This window comes from Pseudomonas sp. Pseusp21, assembly GCF_059492145.1.
In genome coordinates this window covers 2387666-2406544 of the sequence record NZ_CP168520.1, presented here as the reverse complement: position 1 = coordinate 2406544, position 18879 = coordinate 2387666, and the positions used below count along the sequence as shown (strand labels likewise).

Genomic DNA, 18879 nt, shown 5'->3' with positions numbered 1-18879 from the left:
CCGATTCACAAGACGAACGTCGCTGGCGCTGCATCGGGCTGCGGGCCATAGTTTTGTTCCCGCAGGCGTGATTGCCTGCCCAGAACAAGACAGAGACTGGCCATGACCAAGACTCTCCATCACCGTGCCTGCCACCTGTGTGAAGCCATCTGCGGCTTGACCATCGAAACCACCGAAACCGACGGCCAGGTGCAGATCACCTCGATCAAGGGCGATGCCCTGGACACGTTCAGTCGTGGGCACATCTGCCCCAAGGCCGTGGCGCTGCAAGATATCCAGAATGATCCGGATCGACTGCGCCAGCCGATGCGCCGGGTCGGCAGCGAATGGCTGCCCATCGAGTGGGACGAAGCGTTCGAGCTGGTCGCCGAAAAACTCTCGGCGATTCAGGAGCGTCATGGGCAGAACGCGGTCGCCGTGTACCAGGGCAACCCCAGCGTGCATAACTACGGGCTGATGACCCACAGCAATTACTTCCTCGGCCTGTTGAAAACCCGCAACCGCTATTCGGCGACGTCGGTCGATCAACTGCCCCATCACCTGACCAGCTACCTGATGTACGGCCATGGCCTGCTGCTGCCGATCCCGGATATCGATCACACCGACTTCATGTTGATCCTGGGCGGTAATCCGCTGGCGTCCAACGGCAGCATCATGACCGTGCCGGATGTGGAAAAGCGTCTGAGGGCGATCCAGGCCCGGGGCGGCAAAGTGGTGGTGGTCGATCCACGGCGCAGCGAAACGGCGGCGATGGCCGATCAGCATCTGTTCGTGCGCCCCGGCGGCGATGCGGCGTTGTTGTTTGGTGTGCTCAACACGCTGTTCAGCGAAGGACTGACATCTGACAGTCATTTGCCGGTGGACGGTCTGGACGAAGTGCGCGCGGCGGTAGCGGGTTTCACCGCCGAAGCCATGAGCCCGTTGTGCGCGGTTCCCGCCGAACAGATCCGCCAGTTGGCCCGGGACTTCGCCGCCGCGCCAAGCGCCGTTTGCTACGGCCGGATGGGAGTTTCGACTCAGGCCTTCGGCACGCTGTGTCATTGGGTTGTGCAGTTGATCAATCTGGTCACCGGCAACCTCGACCGCGTCGGCGGTGCCTTGTGCACTGAGCCTGCGGTGGATCTTGTGGCCTCGACTTCGGGCGGGCACTTCAATAAATGGCAGAGCCGCGTGTCCGGACGTCCTGAATACGGCGGCGAGTTGCCGGTCTCGGCGCTGGCCGAAGAGATGCTCACCGAAGGCGAGGGGCAGATTCGCGCGTTGATCACCGTGGCCGGTAACCCGGTGTTGTCCACGCCCAATGGCCGGCAGCTGGAGCAGGCGCTGGACGGGCTGGAGTTCATGGTCAGCGTCGACCTGTACATCAACGAAACCACGCGCTATGCCGACCTGATCCTGCCGTCGACCTCGGCGCTGGAAAACGATCACTACGACACCACCTTCAACCTGTTCGCGGTGCGCAACGTCAGCCGTTTCAATCGGGCGATCCTCGCCAAACCCGAGGGGGCACTGCACGACTGGGAGATCTTCGTCGGCCTGGCCAAGGCCTTTGCCGCGAAGACCGGCAAGGAGCTGAAACCGACGATGCCGCCGGCGAAGATGATCGATATGGGATTGCGCATGGGCGCCTATGGCGATGCGTCGGAGTACAAATTGTCGCTGGCGACGCTGTTTGATCATCCGCACGGCGTTGATCTGGGAGCACTGAAGCCCAACCTGACACCGCGATTGAAGACCGCCAATCAACGAGTTCAGGCGGCGCCGCCGGAAATCCTCGCCGACCTGGCGCGCTTCGCCGCGTTGCAGGCGCCGGCCGCCGATGAGCTGTTGATGATCGGCCGCCGTCATGTGCGCAGCAACAATTCGTGGATGCACAATTACCATCGATTGGTGAAGGGCAAGCCGCGTCATCAGTTGCTGATGAACCCGGCCGATCTCGCCAGTCGCGGGCTAAGTGACGGGCAGCTCGTGCGGGTCAGTTCACGGGTCGGGCAGATCGAGGTCGAGGTGCTGGGCAGTGCCGACATGATGAAAGGCGTGGTCAGCCTGCCGCACGGATGGGGCCACGCCCGTCCGGGTGTGCAGATGGCGATTGCCAGCGGCCAACCCGGCTCCAGCGCCAATGACCTGACCGATGAATGCCAGCTCGACGAGCTGTCAGGCAATGCGGCGCTCAATGGTGTGCCGGTGACGGTGGCGGCGGCTTGAGCAAGTCTGTCGGGGAGACCGAGCAGGGCGCTCGGGATTCCGTTACAATGCGCCACCGTGCCGACCCATGAGTCGGAAAGTTCAGCCGAGGTGCTCCATGGATATCATCGAAACGATTAAAGAGCAGATTGCCAACAACACCATTCTGCTTTACATGAAAGGCTCGCCCAATGCCCCGCAGTGTGGCTTCTCCGCGAAAGCTGCGCAGGCTGTGATGGGCTGTGGCGAGAAGTTCGCCTACGTCGACATCCTGCAGAACCCGGAAATCCGCGCCAACCTGCCGAAGTACGCCAACTGGCCGACTTTCCCGCAGCTGTGGGTAGCCGGTGAACTGGTCGGCGGCAGCGACATCATGGCTGAAATGTTCGCCAACGGTGAGCTGCAGACTCTGGTCAAGGAAGCATCCGCCAAGGCTGCTGCGGCCAAGTCCGAAGCCTGATTGGCTTCTGCCCGGATTTCGGCGAGTCTGAAGTCCGGGCAATAAAAAGCCCCGCCTCTCGAAAGAGGGCGGGGCTTTTTAGTGTCTCGAGTTTAGCGCTGGCTGATTACTCGTCTTCGCCCATCTGCGATTGCAGATAGTTCTCAAGACCTACTTTATCGATCAGGCCCAGTTGGGTTTCCAGCCAGTCGATGTGTTCCTCTTCGGATTCGAGGATGTCTTCGAGCAGTTCGCGGCTGCCGAAGTCACCGACGGATTCGCAGTGGGCGATGGCGGCCTTGAGGTCGGCATGGCCGGTCTTCTCGATACGCAGGTCGCACTCCAGCATTTCCTTGGTGTGCTCGCCGATGTGCAGCTTGCCCAGATCCTGCACGTTCGGCAGGCCTTCAAGGAACAGGATGCGCTTGATCAGCTTGTCCGCGTGCTTCATCTCGTCGATGGATTCGTGGTACTCGTGTTTGCCGAGCTTGTTCAGGCCCCAATCTTCATACATGCGTGCATGCAGGAAGTACTGATTGATCGCGACCAGCTCATTGGCAAGGATCTTGTTGAGATGCTGGATGACTGTTACGTCGCCTTTCATGATGGGAGTCCTGCCCTAAGTAACGGTATATAAGGCAGAGTTTGAGCTTGGTATTTATAAGTGTCAAACCTAAGTTATTGAATAATAAATGAAAATTAATCGGAATAAGAATGTTTGTGTTCCGCGTCTAAACGCTAAGCGGTTGATTTTCAGGCATAAAAAAACCGGACATAAGTCCGGTTCTTCAAATTCGGGATAATTACGCGGCGGTAAATTCTGCCGGGTAGGGGATCGCAGCCTGGGCGGTTTGCAGCTTGGTCAGGGTTTCGCGAACCACTTCCTTCGCCAGGCACGCGCATTTGCCGCATTGGCTGGCGACGCCGGTGGCCTGACGGACTTCTTTATAGCTGCAGCAACCTTCATAGATCGCTTCGCGGATTTGTCCGTCGGTGACGCCAGTGCAGAGGCAAACATACATAAGTGAGAACCGTCGCTGGTTGTGACTCAATTGCGATGGATCTTAATGTTAACGAGAATGATTGTCAAAGTGCTTTCCGAAGGGTTTTCATCGCCAACGGTTGTGACTGACGAACGGTGGTACATGGCTGAATGCCAGCCGGGATTTCGCGAAAAACCTTTAAGGACAGTCGAAAAACGCAGTGTATGATGGTCGGCCCTTGCGAAGGGGGTTCGTGTCACAGGGCTGTCGCCTGAGGGTGGCAGGCTGGCCCGAACCCTGAACTTCAAGTTTCTACACCAGGAGATATCAATGAGCGTACTCGTAGGCAAACAAGCCCCTGACTTCACCGTCCCGGCCGTACTCGGCAATGGCGAGATCGTTGACAGCTTCACCCTGTCCTCGGCCATCAAAGGCAAATACGGCCTGGTATTCTTCTACCCGCTGGACTTCACCTTCGTCTGCCCGTCCGAGCTGATTGCTCTGGACAACCGCATGGCCGACTTCAAGGCTCGCAACGTTGAAGTGATTGCCGTGTCGATCGACTCGCACTTCACCCACAACGCCTGGCGCAACACCCCGGTCAACAATGGCGGCATCGGTCAGGTGAAATACACCATGGCTGCCGACATGAAGCACGACATCGCCAAGGCCTACGACGTTGAGTCCGAAGGCGGCGTGGCTTTCCGTGGCGCGTTCCTGATCGACGACAAAGGCGTTGTCCGCTCGCAGATCGTCAACGACCTGCCGCTGGGCCGTAACATGGAAGAGCTGATCCGTCTGGTCGACGCTCTGCAATTCCACGAAGAGCACGGCGAAGTCTGCCCTGCCAACTGGAAAAAAGGCGACAAAGGCATGAACGCTTCGCCAGAAGGCGTTGCGGCTTACCTGACCGAGAACGCTGCTGCCCTGTAAGGCGCAACGTCGAGGTACAAAAAAACCGGCCCATGTGGCCGGTTTTTTCATGAATGGAAGAAACCCGACGAGTATCAGTCGTCGAAGTCTTCCCAGCCGCCCATCTGTTTCCAGCGGTTGACGATGCCGCAGAACAGCTCGGCCGTCTTCTCGGTGTCGTAACGCGCCGAATGCGCTTCACGGCCATCGAAGTCGATGTCGGCTGCCTGACAGGCCTTGGCCAGAACGGTTTGACCGTACGCCAGACCGGCGAGGGTCGCGGTGTCGAAGCTGGAGAACGGGTGGAACGGATTGCGCTTCATGTCCAGCCGCGCGACGGCCGCGTTGAGGAAACCGAGGTCGAAGCTGCTGTTGTGGCCGACCAGAATCGCCCGTTTGCAGCCGTTGGCCTTCAAGGCCTTGCGCACGCCACGGAAGATGTCGGTCAGCGCTGTTTCTTCGCTGACGGCCATGCGCAACGGGTGATCGAGCTTGATCCCGGTGAACTCCAGCGCGGCCGCTTCAACGTTGGCGCCTTCGAACGGCTCGACGCGGAAGAAGTAGGTGTGATCCGGGTAGACGAAACCCTTTTCATCCATGGCGATGGTGGTCGCGGCAATCTCCAGCAGAGCGTCGGTGGCCGAGTTGAAGCCACCGGTTTCTACGTCGACGACAACCGGCAGGTAGCCGCGAAAGCGTGCTGCCATTGGGTGGCGCGAACCGCCGCCACCTTGACCGTCCAGTTCGTCGTCGAAATGGTCTTCACTCACGCGTGTTCCTCCAGCAGGCGCCAGCGCAGTTTTTCACCGGCGCGCAGCGGAATAACGGTCAGCTCGCCGAAAGGCAGGCTGGTCGGGGCGGTCCATTCGTCACGAACCAGTGTGATGCGATCGGTGTTTGCCGGCAGGCCGTAGAAACGCGGGCCGTTGAGGCTGGCGAACGCTTCGAGCTTGTCCAGCGCATTGCGCTGTTCGAAGGCTTCGGCATACAGCTCGATGGCGGCGTACGCGGTGTAGCAGCCGGCGCAGCCGCAGGCGGCTTCCTTGGCGTGCTGGGCGTGCGGCGCCGAGTCGGTGCCGAGGAAGAACTTCGCACTGCCGCTGGTGGCGGCGTCGAGCAGGGCTTCCTGGTGCGTATTGCGCTTGAGGATCGGCAGGCAATAGAAGTGCGGCCGAATCCCGCCCACCAGCATGTGGTTGCGGTTGTAGAGCAGGTGATGCGCGGTGATGGTCGCGCCGACGTTGGCCGAAGCCTCGTTGACGAACTGCACGGCATCGCCGGTGGTGATGTGTTCGAACACCACTTTCAGTGTCGGGAAACGCTCGACCACGCGGCGCATGTGCTCGTCGATGAAGATTTTTTCGCGGTCGAACACGTCGACGTCGCCACGGGTGACTTCACCGTGGATCAACAGCGGCATGCCGACTTCGGCCATGGCTTCCAGCGCCGGGAAAATCTTGTCGATGCTGGTGACCCCGGAATCGGAGTTGGTGGTGGCGCCGGCCGGGTACAGCTTGGCGGCGTGCACGAAACCGCTGGCCTTGGCCTCACGGATTTCTTCGGGCTGGGTGCGGTCGGTGAGGTACAGCACCATCAGCGGCTCGAAACGACTGCCGGCCGGGCGGGCAGCGAGAATCCGCTGGCGATAGCCGTCGGCTTCAGCGGCGTTGCGCACCGGAGGTACCAGGTTGGGCATGATGATGGCGCGACCAAAGGTGCGCGCGACATCCGCAACGGTATTGGTCAACACGGCACCATCGCGAAGATGAATGTGCCAGTCGTCGGGACGCAGCAGGGTCAGGCGGTCGGACATGAGGGGATTCCAGGCGGGTCAAACTGAGGCGAATGCTACCGGAAAAGACTCTTGCAGGCACTCGCTATCAAGTTTTGCGACGAGCGTCCGATATCCCATAGGTATGCCGTAAAGATGTATGTCTCGGTCTTTTTCGTTGTAGAAGCCAATGGAGCCTCCCGTGCGCCAGCGATATTTAGCCTTGCTCAGTGTGTTTGCCAGCCTTCCCGCGATGGCACTGACTTACCAGACCCGTCTGGAGAACATTGAGTGGACGGTCGAGGGCGACAAGTTCGAGTGTCGTCTGACGCAGCCGATCACCGACTTCGGCTCGGGGCAATTCGTGCGCAAGGCCGGCGAGCAGGCGACCTTTCGCCTGAACGCCTACAACGCCATGCTTGGCGGTGGTTCGGCGACCTTGCTGGCGGCGGCTGCGCCGTGGCAGCCGGGTCGTGGCGATATCAATCTGGGCACGGTTCGACTGGGCAGCGGCAACGTGCTGTTCAACAGTTCTCAATCCCAGGCCGGGCAACTGATCAGCGGTTTGATGGACGGTCGCAGCCCCGTGGTGCGCCGGGCCTCGGGCGATGGTCGGGTGTCTGAAGTGCGCCTGCTGCCGGTCAAGTTCAGCAAGGCTTTTAATGACTACCAGACCTGCGTGGCGAAACTGCTCCCGCAGAATTTCGATCAGGTCAAACAATCGCAAATTGGTTTCCCCGGCGAAGGCATCGAACTGGACGCCGCCGCCAAGGCCAAGCTGCAAGTGATGCTCGAGTACATGAAGGCCGATCCGACGGTCAATCACATCGAACTCGATGGCCACTCCGATAACAGCGGCAATCGCCTGACCAATCGTGAATTGTCGCGCCGCCGTGCGCTGGCCGTGGTTGATTTCTTCAAGGCCAATGGCATTCAGGAATCGCAGATCACCGTGCGTTTCCATGGTGAGCGCTACCCGTTGGTGCCGAACACCAATGCCGCCAACCGGGCCAAGAACCGCCGGGTCAACGTGCACCTGGCGCGAGTGGCACCGACCACTGCTCCGGCGCCCCAGGCCAGCACGCCTGCCAACACGGCGGCGACTTCCTGACCTTCCGGTCATCGTCGCCCTCTCGACAGATTCTGTCGCTTTGTCGTCTTAAGCTGTCGCGCCTCTGTAAATTATCGCGTTTGAGCGGTAGACTCCTCGGCTTTCCGTAGAACCCCGTGGAGTGATGGCATGGCGGACGTAAACAAGGTCGTTCTGGCGTATTCCGGCGGCCTGGACACTTCGGTGATCCTCAAGTGGCTGCAGGATACTTATAACTGTGAAGTCGTGACCTTCACCGCTGACCTGGGTCAGGGCGAAGAGGTCGAGCCGGCTCGCGCCAAGGCGCAGGCCATGGGCGTCAAAGAAATCTACATCGACGACCTGCGCGAAGAATTCGTGCGTGACTTCGTGTTCCCGATGTTCCGCGCCAACACCGTTTACGAAGGCGAGTACCTGCTGGGTACTTCCATCGCGCGTCCGCTGATCGCCAAGCGTCTGATCGAAATCGCCAACGAAACCGGCGCCGACGCCATTTCCCACGGCGCCACCGGCAAAGGCAACGACCAGGTGCGTTTCGAACTGGGTGCCTACGCACTCAAGCCAGGCGTGAAAGTAATTGCTCCATGGCGCGAGTGGGACCTGCTGTCCCGCGAGAAGCTGATGGACTACGCCGAGAAGCACGCGATCCCGATCGAGCGTCACGGCAAGAAGAAATCCCCGTACTCGATGGACGCCAACCTGCTGCACATCTCCTATGAAGGCGGCGTTCTGGAAGACACCTGGACCGAGCACGAAGAAGACATGTGGCGCTGGACCGTCTCCCCGGAGAAGGCTCCCGACACCCCGCAATACCTGGAACTGACCTACCGCAACGGCGACATCGTCGCGCTGGACGGCGTCGAAATGACCCCGGCCACCGTACTGGCGACCCTGAACAAGATCGGTGGCGAGCACGGCATCGGCCGTCTCGACATCGTCGAGAACCGTTACGTCGGCATGAAGTCCCGTGGCTGCTACGAAACCCCGGGCGGCACCATCATGCTGCGCGCTCACCGCGCCATCGAATCGATCACCCTGGACCGCGAAGTCGCTCACCTCAAAGACGAGCTGATGCCGAAATACGCCAGCCTGATCTACACCGGCTACTGGTGGAGCCCTGAGCGTCTGATGTTGCAACAGATGATCGACGCTTCCCAGGTCAACGTGAACGGCGTTGTGCGCCTCAAGCTGTACAAGGGCAACGTGATCGTGACCGGTCGCAAGTCCGACGATTCGCTGTTCGACGCCAACATTGCGACCTTCGAAGAAGATGGCGGCGCCTACAACCAGGCCGATGCGGCGGGCTTCATCAAACTCAACGCATTGCGCATGCGCATCGCAGCCAACAAGGGCCGCAAGCTGTTCTGAGTCATTCGGTCCGGATGTGAAACAAAGGCCTTGTCGTAAGACAAGGCCTTTGTGTTTCTGGGTACTCCCTTCTTCAAACTGATCCGGATAAATATTATCGCTGCTTTTGCTGTGCCCGCTTCCTGCGGCGCGTTCAAACCTTTTCCACCTGGATCATGCTCATTGAATCCACGTCGTAAGAAATGCAGTAGGTAGTTCCGGCGCCTTTCTTTCCCTGTTTAAACGATTTGAAGACGTCTTCTGTTAATGGAGTGTCCGGTATCGAGTGGATCAGGAACAGGAATATTCTGAGTGAATGCTTGGAGGGGGGCGGGATTTTTTCCAATAGCGCGGCTATGTCAAGTTCGACATTTCCTCCCCTGATATCCAAGATATATAGCGTAGTGAACGACTTGTGTATTTTTACTGTGTGTAATTCTATACCGGGCTGTGTGGTTGTTCCCTGCAAGTGGGATGAAGTTTCCTCGAATGCCTTTAAAAAATTGTTGTCGTTTTCAAAGTCTGATGGTGCATAAAGGGAGCGATAGTTGAAGTTAAGAGTTATGAAGAACAGGAACGCCAGGAAGAAAGGAAAGCTGATCAGAAGCCAGATGTAGATCTTCCGCTCTTCGTTATCGAGAAAGGGCAGGGAGACCGCTGCCGAGGTCTCGGTTATCAATGCAAATATGGCAATGACGCTTATAGGGTTGGTGATCTTTCTTTTGGTTTTTAACATGTGTTCTACTCATGAAGTTGCTGTTCTCGTCGTGGGGGTTTCTAGTGGTTTGTATAGCTGGGTGTTAGATTGATGATGCTGCGCTAGTTAGCTGGTGTTTATCTGAAATATGGTTAAATTAATACAGGTATGTTGTTTCAGGTTTTTATTTTTTTGGTGGGTTGTTTTTGATAGCTTGTCAAAGTGTTGTCACGTTGCGAACGGTGGGTGGCGGGCTTTAGGTTCTCACCAGGCTGTAATTTTTTCCGGTGGTCCTTTTCTGTAGGAATAATCTTTATTGGCTGTAGGAGGTGTCTTTTGATGCCGGTGTGAATGAACTTCTCCATGCCATGAGTGAAATGACTGCGTTATTGTGCCGGTTCTAAAAATTCGAACAGCGAAACTGGACTTGCCCATGAATAAAGTGCTGATCGTGGATGATCACCCCGTCATTCGTCTTGCGGTGCGTATGCTGATGGAACGTCATGGCTACGAAGTCATTGCAGAAACCGACAATGGAGTGGATGCATTACAACTTGCCCGTGATCAGATGCCGGATATCGTAATACTGGATATCGGCATACCGAAACTGGATGGACTGGAAGTCATTGCGCGCCTTACGACAAGCGCGATGCCGTTGAAAGTACTTGTGCTGACATCCCAGTCGCCTGGGCACTTTTCCATGCGCTGCATGCAGTCGGGGGCGGCGGGTTATGTTTGCAAACAACAGGACCTGACAGAGTTGTTGAGCGCCATCAAGGCGGTTCTGTCCGGATACAGTTACTTTCCGAACCAGGCGTTGCATACCGTGCGGACCAGCCTGGGAAATGCCAGCGAGGCCGATATGGTCGATCGTCTGTCGGGGCGGGAAATGATGGTTTTGCAGCAACTGGCGCGCGGCAAGACCAACAAGGAAATTGCCGACGGGATGTTCCTCAGTAACAAGACCGTGAGTACCTACAAGACCCGATTGCTTTTAAAGCTCAATGCGCGCTCGCTGGTGGATCTGATCGAACTGGCGCAGCGCAACGGCCTGGTCTGAGGTTTTCAATGGCTGACGGATCATGGGCGGATCGGAATCAGCGAGTAGCAAAAAGAGAAAAGCCTCCGTTTCGGGAGGCTTTCAAATGTCAGAGATCAAAATCGTAATCGGCCAATTGCTTCTGCAACCGGCGCTCCTCAAGCAGGTTGTCGATGGTTCGGCGCTTGCTGAGATTGGTCTTGGCAACTTCAACCACCGGTTCGGCGTCTTCGGCTTCGGCAGCGATGAAATCGTCGTCTACATCCAGTTGTTCTTTGCTGTCAGTCATAAGGTCAACTCCAGGCTAAGACTGCCTTTGGCGCCCCTTATATCGATATTCCAGCAGATGGTAAAAAAGATTTTTTCAATCGATAAATCAATAACTCCAATAGCCGCTCAATCGTCGGAAGTCTTGTGCTTGTACTCGCACAAATCTTCGATCCGACAGCTGCCACAGCGGGGCTTGCGTGCCAGACACACATAGCGTCCGTGAAGAATGAGCCAGTGGTGCGAGTCGAGCAGGTATTCCTTTGGCACGAACTTCATCAGCTTCTTTTCCACCTCGACCACATTTTTTCCCGGTGCAATGCCGGTGCGGTTGCTGACCCGGAAAATGTGGGTGTCCACGGCCATGGTCAACTGTCGGAACGCAGTGTTGAGCACGACATTGGCGGTTTTGCGGCCAACGCCCGGCAAGGCTTCCAGTTCTTCGCGAGTCTGCGGGACTTCGCCATTGTGCAGCTCGACCAGCAGGCGGCAGGTCTCGATCACGTTTTTGGCCTTGCTGTTATAGAGGCCGATGGTCTTGATGTATTCGGACAGACCTTCAACGCCTAACGCGTGAATGGCCGCCGGCGTATTCGCCACCGGGAACAGTTTGGCCGTCGCCTTGTTCACCCCGACGTCAGTCGATTGCGCGGACAGAATCACTGCGATCAACAGTTCGAAAGGCGAAGAATAGGCCAGCTCGGTCTTGGGTTCGGGGTTGTCCTCGTGAAACCGGCGGAAGATCTCCAGACGTTTTGCGGCATTCATGGGTGATGCGTTTCCTCGGGTAGGTCGGCAGGGCGAGCCCAGGCCTGACGGGCAGCCAGTAACAGTCCAAGCAATATGAAGGCGCCGGGCGCCAGCGTCGTGAAATGCAGACCGTCGCCGAACAGAATCAAACCTTGCCAGTGTTCCGACAAATGATGGCCGATGCTGCCCTGACCGATCAGCTCACGCAACATCGCAAGCGCAATCATCAGCGCGACAAACAGCCCGCACTGTTTCAGACGTTCACGTACAGGCTGGCGAAAAAATCCATTGTGCTCCAGCACAACGCACTGCAAGCCAATCAACCCGGCATAAAGACTGATCAATTGATGCCACTGCAGCGCAACGCGTTGCAGAACAATATCGGCGCAGCCCGCCAGGGTCGCGGCCAGCACCAGGCTGACCGGCAACAGGCTCTCGCTGCTCAGGCGCGAGCGCAGCGGTGCCATGCACAAACCGTAAACGCCCACGATAACGGTGAACATCAACAGAGTCGCCAGCGCAGCCGCCACGGAGTCGGTGGTGCCGATCAACAGCACCAGCATCATTGAGTTCGACAGAGTCGCTGACGTATTCATGGCGCGCTCCCGAGCAGAGTCGTCCGGTGTTCATCGAAGTAACGCAGGGCATCGTGGATGGCATTGATCGCCGCGCGAGACGTAATGGTTGCGCCCGCGATCTGGTCGAATTGCCCCTGATCCTTCTTCAAGGCCCATCCGGCGTCCGTCGGTTGGTTGCTCGATTTTCCGCTAAAGCGCTGAAGCCAGCCGTTTGGCCAGTCACCGATATGCCCACCCAGCGAAGGTGTTTCGTTTTGCTCAAGAGTTTTCACGCCGAGCAATCGGCCTTTGGCGTCGATGGCAATCAGCAACTCGATATTGCCGGCATAACCTTGGGTCTGGCTGCGCAGCAGCACCGCCACGGGTTGTCCGTTTTTGCTCGCCCGATAAGCGCCCGGCAACTGACTGTGGCTCAGGTTGATGTCGGTCAGCGCCAGAGGTTGTTCAAGCGGCTGATTGTCGTAACTGTCGGCCGGCAGGACGTCCAGCAGCTTGCGACTTTCAAGCAGACGCTGTTCGGCGGCGATCTGCGGCGCATTGCTGCGTTGCACCAGCCATGTCAAGCCGATACCAAGCGCGCCAATCAACGCCAGTGTGATCAGGCTGCTCGTTCGGTTCATGGCGTCACCTGCGTCTGACGGGCCATCGCGAAGCGCTCCAGCGCCGGCACGCACAGGTTCATCAACAGCACCGCAAACGCCACGCCGTCGGGGTAACCACCCCAGGTGCGAATCACGTACGTCAGCAGCCCCACGCCGATGCCGAACAGCAGGCGGGCGAGCGGACTCTTCGCCCCCGACACCGGTTCAGTGATGATGAAGAACGCCCCGAGCATGGTCGCGCCGCTCAGCAGGTGAAACAGTGGCGAGCCGTGGGAGTCCGATCCCGAACCGTTCCAGCACAACAGGCTGATCACGAACAGGCTGGCGAGCATACCGACCGGCGCGTGCCAGCCAAACACTCGACGCTGCAACAAAAACAGTCCACCGGCGAGGAACGCCAGATTGATCCATTCAACGCCGTGCCCGCCAAAGCGACCGAATGCCGGATTACCGGCAAACAATTCGTCCATGGTCAGGCTTTTATTGATGCGCACACTGTCCAGCGCGGTGGCCTGAACCCAGGCATCCGGCTGGGCGCCAAGATTGAACACCTGGCCAAAAGCCGCCGTCAGATCCATGCCATGGGCCGGCCAATGGGTCATCGGCTGAGGAAATGTCACCATGGCCAGCGCGAAGCCGAGCATGGCCGGATTAAATGGATTTCGGCCAACACCACCGTAGAGATGTTTGCCCAGCAGCAGGCCTGAGGCGATGGCCGTGACCGTCAGCCACCACGGGCAATAAGGCGGCAGCGCGATCGCCAGCAGCGTGGCGCTGACCACCGCGCTGCCATCGGTCAAGGTGAATTGCAGCGGTTGCTGGCGCAGATGAGCCACAGCGGCTTCGACACCCAAAGCCGTGACGACGGACAGGACCAGGTTGATCAACACGCCCCAACCGTAAAACCAAAACAGCGCCAGCAACCCCGGCAATGTCGCCAGCAAAACCAGCTTCATTGCCTGTTGCAGGCGTTCGTCTCTGGTTTCAAGGGATGACATGGGCTTGTACCTGCCGCTCTGCTTCTTGCAGGCGGGCGCGGGCCTTTTCGAGGATGTCTGCGGGCGTGCCGTCGCGCCGTTGCAGTTTGTTCAGGTCGGCGCGAGCGTAGGCCAGTTCGGTTTTCAGCTGACGCAGCTGATCGTCGATCGGACGTTTCTCGACACGCACAAGCTCCGGCGCCGGTTGATCACTGGCGGCTTCGGCATTGTGCAGCGCCCGTTCGGCGTCACGCAGCGCTTGCTCCAGCGCGGCGATCTCGGCTGGCGGGGCCTCTGCGGTTTGTGCCTTTTTCAGCTCGGCGCGGCGCATCGCCAGCTGGATTTTTGCCCGTTTCAGATCGGCGTCCTTCGCCGGGGCGGCTGCTACTGGCGCAGGTGCCGCGCTGCTTTCCAGCTTCGCCAGTGCCTGTTCGGCCGCTTCGAACTGTTGTTGCAGGACGATCAGTTGCGATTGCTGATCGAAGGTCGGCGGATGACCGAATGCCTTGAGCGACTTGTTCAATTGCGCCCGGCTCATGGCCACGTCGATCTTGGCTTTTTTCAGCGCAGCATCGGCGGTCGCGGCTTTTTGTGCGCGGACCCGTTCCAGCGCCGCCTGCACCGGATCGAGCGTGGTGGCGGCGACTTCGACCTGGGCCGCGCGCTGCGCCCGGGCTTCGCGTTCGGCCTGCTTCTGCTGTTCTTCGCGTTGCAGGCGAGCGTTGCGCCGTTCGAAGCGCTGGCGGGCGTGATCACGTTTGGCTGCACGAGCCTGTTGTTCTTCAAGGCTGGTGGCCAGGCCACCCACTACCGGCAGCGTGCCCAGCGGCAGTGGATGCATCTCGATGCAGTCGACCGGGCATGGCGCCACGCATAGATCGCAGCCGGTGCATTCGTCGATGATGACCGTGTGCATCAGTTTTGCCGCGCCGACGATGGCGTCGATCGGGCAGGCCTGGATGCACTTGGTGCAGCCGATGCATTCGGCCTCGCGGATATAGGCCACTTGCGGCGGCGCCGAACCGCGACTGATGTCCAGCTCCAGCACCGGGATTTTCAACAGTTCGGCCAGCGCCGCGATGGTTTCGTCGCCACCCGGCGGGCACTTGTTGATCGGCTCGCCGTTGGCGATGCCCTCAGCGTAGGGTTTGCATCCGGGATGGCCGCACTTGCCGCATTGGGTCTGCGGCAGCAAGGCATCGATGCGTTGAATCAGACTCATGTTTTGATCAGTCCACTGAATCCGAGAAAAGCCACGGCCATCAGTCCGGCGCCGATCAACAGGATCGGCAGGCCACGAAAGGGCAGGGGAATATCGTTGTCGGTCGTGCGCTCGCGCAAATCGTTGAACAGGCTCAACACCAGCCAGAAACCCAGACCGGCGCCAAGGCTCAGCGCTGTCGCATGCAACAGACCCGTGTCCGCTTGCGCGTTGATCAGCGTCAGTCCCAGCACTCCGGCATTGCCCAGCAGCAGCGGCCACAAACCATCGAATGGCAGCGCGGGGAGCCAATACGCCAACAGCTTCAGCAACGGCGTGATCAGCAAGATGCTCAACGGCATAAACACAAACAGGCGCAGGAATTCCAGTTGCAACGGCACCAGCAGCCAATGCCAGAGCACGTAACCCGCCACACCGACAAGCAGCATCAGACACAACGTCGCCAGCCCCAGCGCATGCACTTGTCGACGTTCACTGCCCAGCAGCGGGTCGACGCCCAGCGGCCAGTGCAACACTAAGTTGTTGATCAGCGCAGCACTGAAGAGCGTAAGCACGAGTTCGGTCATGGGTCTGCCGGTGGAAGCGGGCGTGTGTCACTTAAGGTTAGGCATTATCCGGCAGCCGTGGAGGGCGGGCCAGATATGAAAAATCCCACAGGCGCACGGAGCACGCCTGTGGGATCTGTCAGGGCAGAATCTTACTTGATGCGCTGACCCGGTTTGGCGCCGCTGTCCGGGCTCAGCAGGTAAATTTCTTCACCACCAGGGCCGGCTGCCATCACCATGCCTTCGGAGATGCCAAACTTCATTTTCCGTGGCTTGAGGTTGGCGATCATCATGGTCAGGCGGCCGTCGAGTTTCGACGGATCCGGGTAAGCGCTCTTGATCCCCGAGAACACGTTGCGTTGCTCGTCACCGATATCCAATGTCAGGCGCAGCAGCTTGTCTGCCCCTTCAACGTGTTCGGCCTTGACGATCAGCGCGACGCGCAGGTCGACGGCGGCGAAGGTGTCGAAGTCGATTTCCGGCGACAGCGGATCCTTGGCCAGTTCGCCATTGCCGGCAGGCGCGGCGGCGCCGGTGTCGGTCTGGCTGGCGGTCAGGTCTTCTTTAGAGGCATCGGTCATGGCTTGCACTTTCACCGGGTCGATGCGGGTCATCAACGGCTTGAATTCGTTCAACTGGTGGTTGGCCAGCAGGGTGGTATGGTCGTTCCAGGTCAGCGGGGCGACGTTGAGGAACGCCTCGGCATCGGCGGCCAGCACTGGCAGCACCGGTTTGAGGAAGATCACCAGCTGGCGGAACAGGTTGATCGCCGTGGCGCAGACCGCCTGGACTTCATCCTGCTTGCCTTCCTGCTTGTTCAGCGACCATGGTGCCTTGTCGGCGATCCAGGCGTTGGCGCGGTCGGCCAAAGCCATGGTTTCGCGCATGGCACGGGCGAAGTCGCGCGCCTCATAGGCGTCGGCGATGCTCGGCGCGGCAGCCAGGAAGGCTTCGGTCAGTTCCGGTGCGGCGTTGGTGTCCACCAGCAGACCGGCGTTGCCCTTCTGGATGAAACCGGCGCAACGGCTGGCGATGTTGACGACTTTACCGACCAGGTCGGAGTTGACCTTCTGCACGAAGTCTTCGAGGTTCAGGTCGAGGTCGTCCACGCCACGGCCCAGTTTAGCCGCGTAGTAATAGCGCAGGTATTCCGGCGACAGGTGATCCAGGTAGGTACGGGCCTTGATGAAGGTGCCGCGGGACTTGGACATCTTCTGACCGTTGACGGTCAGGTAGCCGTGCACGTTGATCCCGGTCGGCTTGCGCAAACCCGCGCCTTCGAGCATTGCCGGCCAGAACAGGGCGTGGAAGTTGACGATGTCCTTGCCGATGAAGTGATACAGCTCGGCGGTGGAGTCCTTGCCCCAGAACGCGTCGAAGTCCAGCTCCGGCGTGCGGTTGCACAGGTTCTTGAAGCTGGCCATGTAGCCGATCGGCGCATCCAGCCACACGTAGAAATACTTGCCCGGCTCGCCCGGGATCTCGAAGCCGAAGTACGGCGCATCGCGGGAGATGTCCCACTGTTGCAGGCCGGCGTCCAGCCATTCGGCGATCTTGTTGGCCACGGCGTCCTGCAGGGTGCCGCTGCGGGTCCAGGCCTGGAGCATTTCCTGGAAGTCCGGCAGCTTGAAGAAGAAGTGCTGGGAATCCTTGAGCACCGGGGTGGCGCCGGAGATGGCCGACTTCGGATCCTTCAGGTCGGTCGGCGCGTAGGTTGCACCGCATTTTTCGCAGTTGTCGCCGTACTGGTCTTCGGTGCCGCATTTCGGGCAGGTGCCCTTGATGAAGCGGTCGGCCAGGAACATTTTCTTTTCCGGGTCGAAATACTGGGTGATCGAACGTTGGGCGATGTGCCCGGCGTCACGCAGTTTCAGGTAGATCTGGCTCGACAGCTCACGGTTTTCTTCGGCGTGAGTGGAGTGGAAATTGTCGAAGTCCACCAGGAACTCGGCAAAGTCGGCGCTGTGTTCAGCCTGGACGTTGGCGATCAGTTGTTCCGGGGTGATGCCTTCCTTTTCCGCGCGCAGCATGATCGCCGAACCGTGGGCGTCGTCGGCGCAGACATAAATGCACTGATTGCCGCGATGCTTCTGGAAGCGCACCCACATATCGGTCTGGATGTATTCCAGCATATGGCCAAGGTGGATCGAACCGTTGGCGTAGGGCAGGGCGCTGGTGACGAGAATCTTGCGTGGTTCGGACATGTGGGGCTTCGCTACTTGATGAAACGGAGGTCGGCCACTATAAAGCGCCGGGAAAGATATTTCACCTCTGCAAATCGTTGCCGGGCATGCCGTCCGGGGGACAGAAGGGGTAGGATACCCGCCATCTTTTCCCAGTCTTGTTATCGGAGTTGCCCATGAGTGCCGTCACTCGCGCAGCGGTGGAAGCCGTCCTCAGCCAATACACCGACCCTTACCTGAACCAGGATCCGGTCAGCGCCGGTTGCGTGCGCAACATCGAAATCACCGGCGATCGCGTCAGCGTACAGCTGGAAATCGGTTATGCCGCCGGTCTGTTCAAGAGCGGCTGGGCGCAATTGCTGCAACTGGCCATCGAAAACCTCGACGGCGTGGTGACTGCCAAGGTCGAGGTCAACAGCGTGATCGCCGCGCACAAGGCCCAGGCGCAGATTCCGGGGCTGGCCAATGTCAAGAACGTGGTCGCCGTGGCATCGGGCAAGGGCGGGGTGGGCAAATCCACCACCGCCGCCAACCTGGCACTGGCGCTGGCCCGTGAGGGCGCGAAGGTCGGGATTCTCGACGCCGATATCTACGGCCCGAGCCAGGGCATCATGTTCGGCATTCCCGAGGGCACCCGCCCGCAGGTCAAGGATCAGAAATGGTTCGTGCCGCTGCAGGCCCACGGTGTGGAAGTGATGTCGATGGCGTTCCTGACCGACGACAACACGCCGATGGTCTGGCGCGGGCCGATGGTGTCGGGCGCGCTGCTGCAACTGGTCACGCAAACCGCCTGGGGCGACCTGGATTATCTGGTGATCGACATGCCGCCAGGCACCGGCGACATCCAGCTGACCCTGGCGCAGAAAGTCCCGGTGGCCGGTGCCGTGATCGTCACCACGCCGCAGGATCTGGCGCTGCTCGATGCGCGTAAAGGCGTGGAGATGTTCCGCAAGGTCAACATTCCGGTGCTGGGCGTGGTGGAAAACATGGCCGTGCACATCTGCTCGAACTGCGGACATGCCGAGCATCTGTTCGGTGAGGGCGGTGGCGAGAAGCTGGCGACCCAGTTCGGCGTCGAGCTGCTGGCTTCGTTGCCGCTGTCGATGCTGATCCGCGAACAGGCCGATGGCGGCAAGCCGACGGTGATTTCCGAGCCGGACAGCCAGATCGCCATGGTTTACCAGGAACTGGCTCGCCATGTCGGCGCGCGGATTGTATTGCAGGAAGCAGCCTCGCCGGCGATGCCGAACATCACCATCAGCGACGATTGATGCCTGCGGTTTAAACAAA

The 18879-nt window shown here is 59.2% G+C and carries 20 protein-coding genes; 7 read left to right on the top strand and 13 right to left on the bottom strand.

Annotated features, from left to right (window positions below):
- The first annotated feature begins 102 nt into the window (after positions 1-102).
- Positions 103-2208: a molybdopterin oxidoreductase family protein gene (locus tag ACEN93_RS10845; protein WP_495611399.1), complete on the top strand. Its 2106-nt coding sequence runs from the start codon at positions 103-105 to the stop codon at positions 2206-2208.
- A 97-nt stretch (positions 2209-2305) separates the two neighbouring features.
- Positions 2306-2647, top strand: coding sequence for a Grx4 family monothiol glutaredoxin (gene grxD / locus ACEN93_RS10840; protein ID WP_039765841.1), 342 nt, complete (start codon positions 2306-2308; stop codon positions 2645-2647).
- A 106-nt stretch (positions 2648-2753) separates the two neighbouring features.
- Here the strand turns inward: grxD and bfr are convergent, their stop codons facing one another.
- Both bfr and ACEN93_RS10830 read right to left on the bottom strand, forming a co-directional pair.
- Positions 2754-3230: a bacterioferritin gene (bfr, locus tag ACEN93_RS10835; RefSeq protein WP_011335740.1), complete on the bottom strand. Its 477-nt coding sequence runs from the start codon at positions 3228-3230 to the stop codon at positions 2754-2756.
- Between the two features lie 199 nt (positions 3231-3429).
- A complete protein-coding gene (locus ACEN93_RS10830) occupies positions 3430-3648 on the bottom strand; it encodes a bacterioferritin-associated ferredoxin (protein WP_007953193.1) in 219 nt (72 codons plus the stop codon).
- Positions 3649-3939: 291 nt separating this feature from the next.
- On the opposite strand from ACEN93_RS10830, the gene ACEN93_RS10825 reads away from it, so the two are divergent.
- On the top strand, positions 3940-4542 hold the full coding sequence (locus ACEN93_RS10825) for a peroxiredoxin (RefSeq protein WP_007953195.1): 603 nt from the start codon (positions 3940-3942) through the stop codon (positions 4540-4542).
- 74 nt (positions 4543-4616) lie between these two features.
- Here the strand turns inward: ACEN93_RS10825 and rnt are convergent, their stop codons facing one another.
- Together rnt and pyrC are read right to left on the bottom strand one after the other, a co-directional pair.
- Complete coding sequence (gene rnt / locus ACEN93_RS10820; RefSeq protein ID WP_007953196.1) at positions 4617-5291, bottom strand: ribonuclease T; 675 nt, start codon at positions 5289-5291, stop codon at positions 4617-4619.
- A complete protein-coding gene (gene pyrC / locus ACEN93_RS10815) occupies positions 5288-6334 on the bottom strand; it encodes a dihydroorotase (RefSeq protein WP_039765844.1) in 1047 nt (348 codons plus the stop codon). Before pyrC ends, rnt begins: the two co-directional genes overlap by 4 nt.
- Positions 6335-6494: 160 nt before the next feature.
- Here pyrC and ACEN93_RS10810 point away from each other — a divergent pair, with 160 nt between their 5' ends.
- Positions 6495-7403, top strand: a complete 909-nt coding sequence (locus ACEN93_RS10810; protein WP_007953200.1) for a flagellar protein MotY — start codon at positions 6495-6497, stop codon at positions 7401-7403.
- Positions 7404-7532: 129 nt separating this feature from the next.
- The gene (locus tag ACEN93_RS10805) at positions 7533-8750 is read left to right on the top strand and encodes an argininosuccinate synthase (protein ID WP_007953201.1); all 1218 of its coding nucleotides are present in this window, start codon (positions 7533-7535) and stop codon (positions 8748-8750) included.
- 133 nt (positions 8751-8883) lie between these two features.
- On the opposite strand, the gene ACEN93_RS10800 is transcribed toward ACEN93_RS10805, so the two are convergent.
- Positions 8884-9465 (bottom strand): hypothetical protein, encoded by a 582-nt coding sequence (locus ACEN93_RS10800; RefSeq protein WP_039765847.1) that lies wholly within the window; start codon positions 9463-9465, stop codon positions 8884-8886.
- Positions 9466-9859: 394 nt separating this feature from the next.
- Here ACEN93_RS10800 and ACEN93_RS10795 point away from each other — a divergent pair, with 394 nt between their 5' ends.
- Complete coding sequence (locus ACEN93_RS10795) at positions 9860-10486, top strand: response regulator transcription factor (protein WP_007953203.1); 627 nt, start codon at positions 9860-9862, stop codon at positions 10484-10486.
- Between the two features lie 88 nt (positions 10487-10574).
- Here ACEN93_RS10795 and ACEN93_RS10790 read toward each other — a convergent pair whose 3' ends face one another.
- The 8 genes from ACEN93_RS10790 to metG form a co-directional block, all read right to left on the bottom strand.
- Complete coding sequence (locus tag ACEN93_RS10790; protein ID WP_039765850.1) at positions 10575-10754, bottom strand: PA3496 family putative envelope integrity protein; 180 nt, start codon at positions 10752-10754, stop codon at positions 10575-10577.
- A 107-nt stretch (positions 10755-10861) separates the two neighbouring features.
- A complete protein-coding gene (gene nth / locus ACEN93_RS10785; RefSeq protein ID WP_039765852.1) occupies positions 10862-11500 on the bottom strand; it encodes an endonuclease III in 639 nt (212 codons plus the stop codon).
- Positions 11497-12078: an Rnf-Nqr domain containing protein gene (locus tag ACEN93_RS10780; RefSeq protein WP_074688463.1), complete on the bottom strand. Its 582-nt coding sequence runs from the start codon at positions 12076-12078 to the stop codon at positions 11497-11499. Before ACEN93_RS10780 ends, nth begins: the two co-directional genes overlap by 4 nt.
- The gene (locus ACEN93_RS10775) at positions 12075-12680 is read right to left on the bottom strand and encodes an RnfABCDGE type electron transport complex subunit G (RefSeq protein ID WP_495611398.1); all 606 of its coding nucleotides are present in this window, start codon (positions 12678-12680) and stop codon (positions 12075-12077) included. The genes ACEN93_RS10780 and ACEN93_RS10775 overlap by 4 nt, the downstream gene beginning before the upstream one ends.
- Positions 12677-13660: an RnfABCDGE type electron transport complex subunit D gene (locus ACEN93_RS10770; protein ID WP_490843492.1), complete on the bottom strand. Its 984-nt coding sequence runs from the start codon at positions 13658-13660 to the stop codon at positions 12677-12679. Before ACEN93_RS10770 ends, ACEN93_RS10775 begins: the two co-directional genes overlap by 4 nt.
- Complete coding sequence (gene rsxB / locus ACEN93_RS10765) at positions 13647-14861, bottom strand: electron transport complex subunit RsxB (RefSeq protein WP_495611397.1); 1215 nt, start codon at positions 14859-14861, stop codon at positions 13647-13649. Before rsxB ends, ACEN93_RS10770 begins: the two co-directional genes overlap by 14 nt.
- On the bottom strand, positions 14858-15427 hold the full coding sequence (locus ACEN93_RS10760; protein WP_039765862.1) for an electron transport complex protein RnfA: 570 nt from the start codon (positions 15425-15427) through the stop codon (positions 14858-14860). The genes rsxB and ACEN93_RS10760 overlap by 4 nt, the downstream gene beginning before the upstream one ends.
- A gap of 131 nt (positions 15428-15558) precedes the next feature.
- Positions 15559-17610, bottom strand: a complete 2052-nt coding sequence (metG, locus tag ACEN93_RS10755) for a methionine--tRNA ligase (protein WP_039765864.1) — start codon at positions 17608-17610, stop codon at positions 15559-15561.
- Positions 17611-17765: 155 nt separating this feature from the next.
- On the opposite strand from metG, the gene apbC reads away from it, so the two are divergent.
- Positions 17766-18860, top strand: a complete 1095-nt coding sequence (gene apbC, locus ACEN93_RS10750) for an iron-sulfur cluster carrier protein ApbC (protein ID WP_064383825.1) — start codon at positions 17766-17768, stop codon at positions 18858-18860.
- Positions 18861-18879 lie beyond the last annotated feature (19 nt).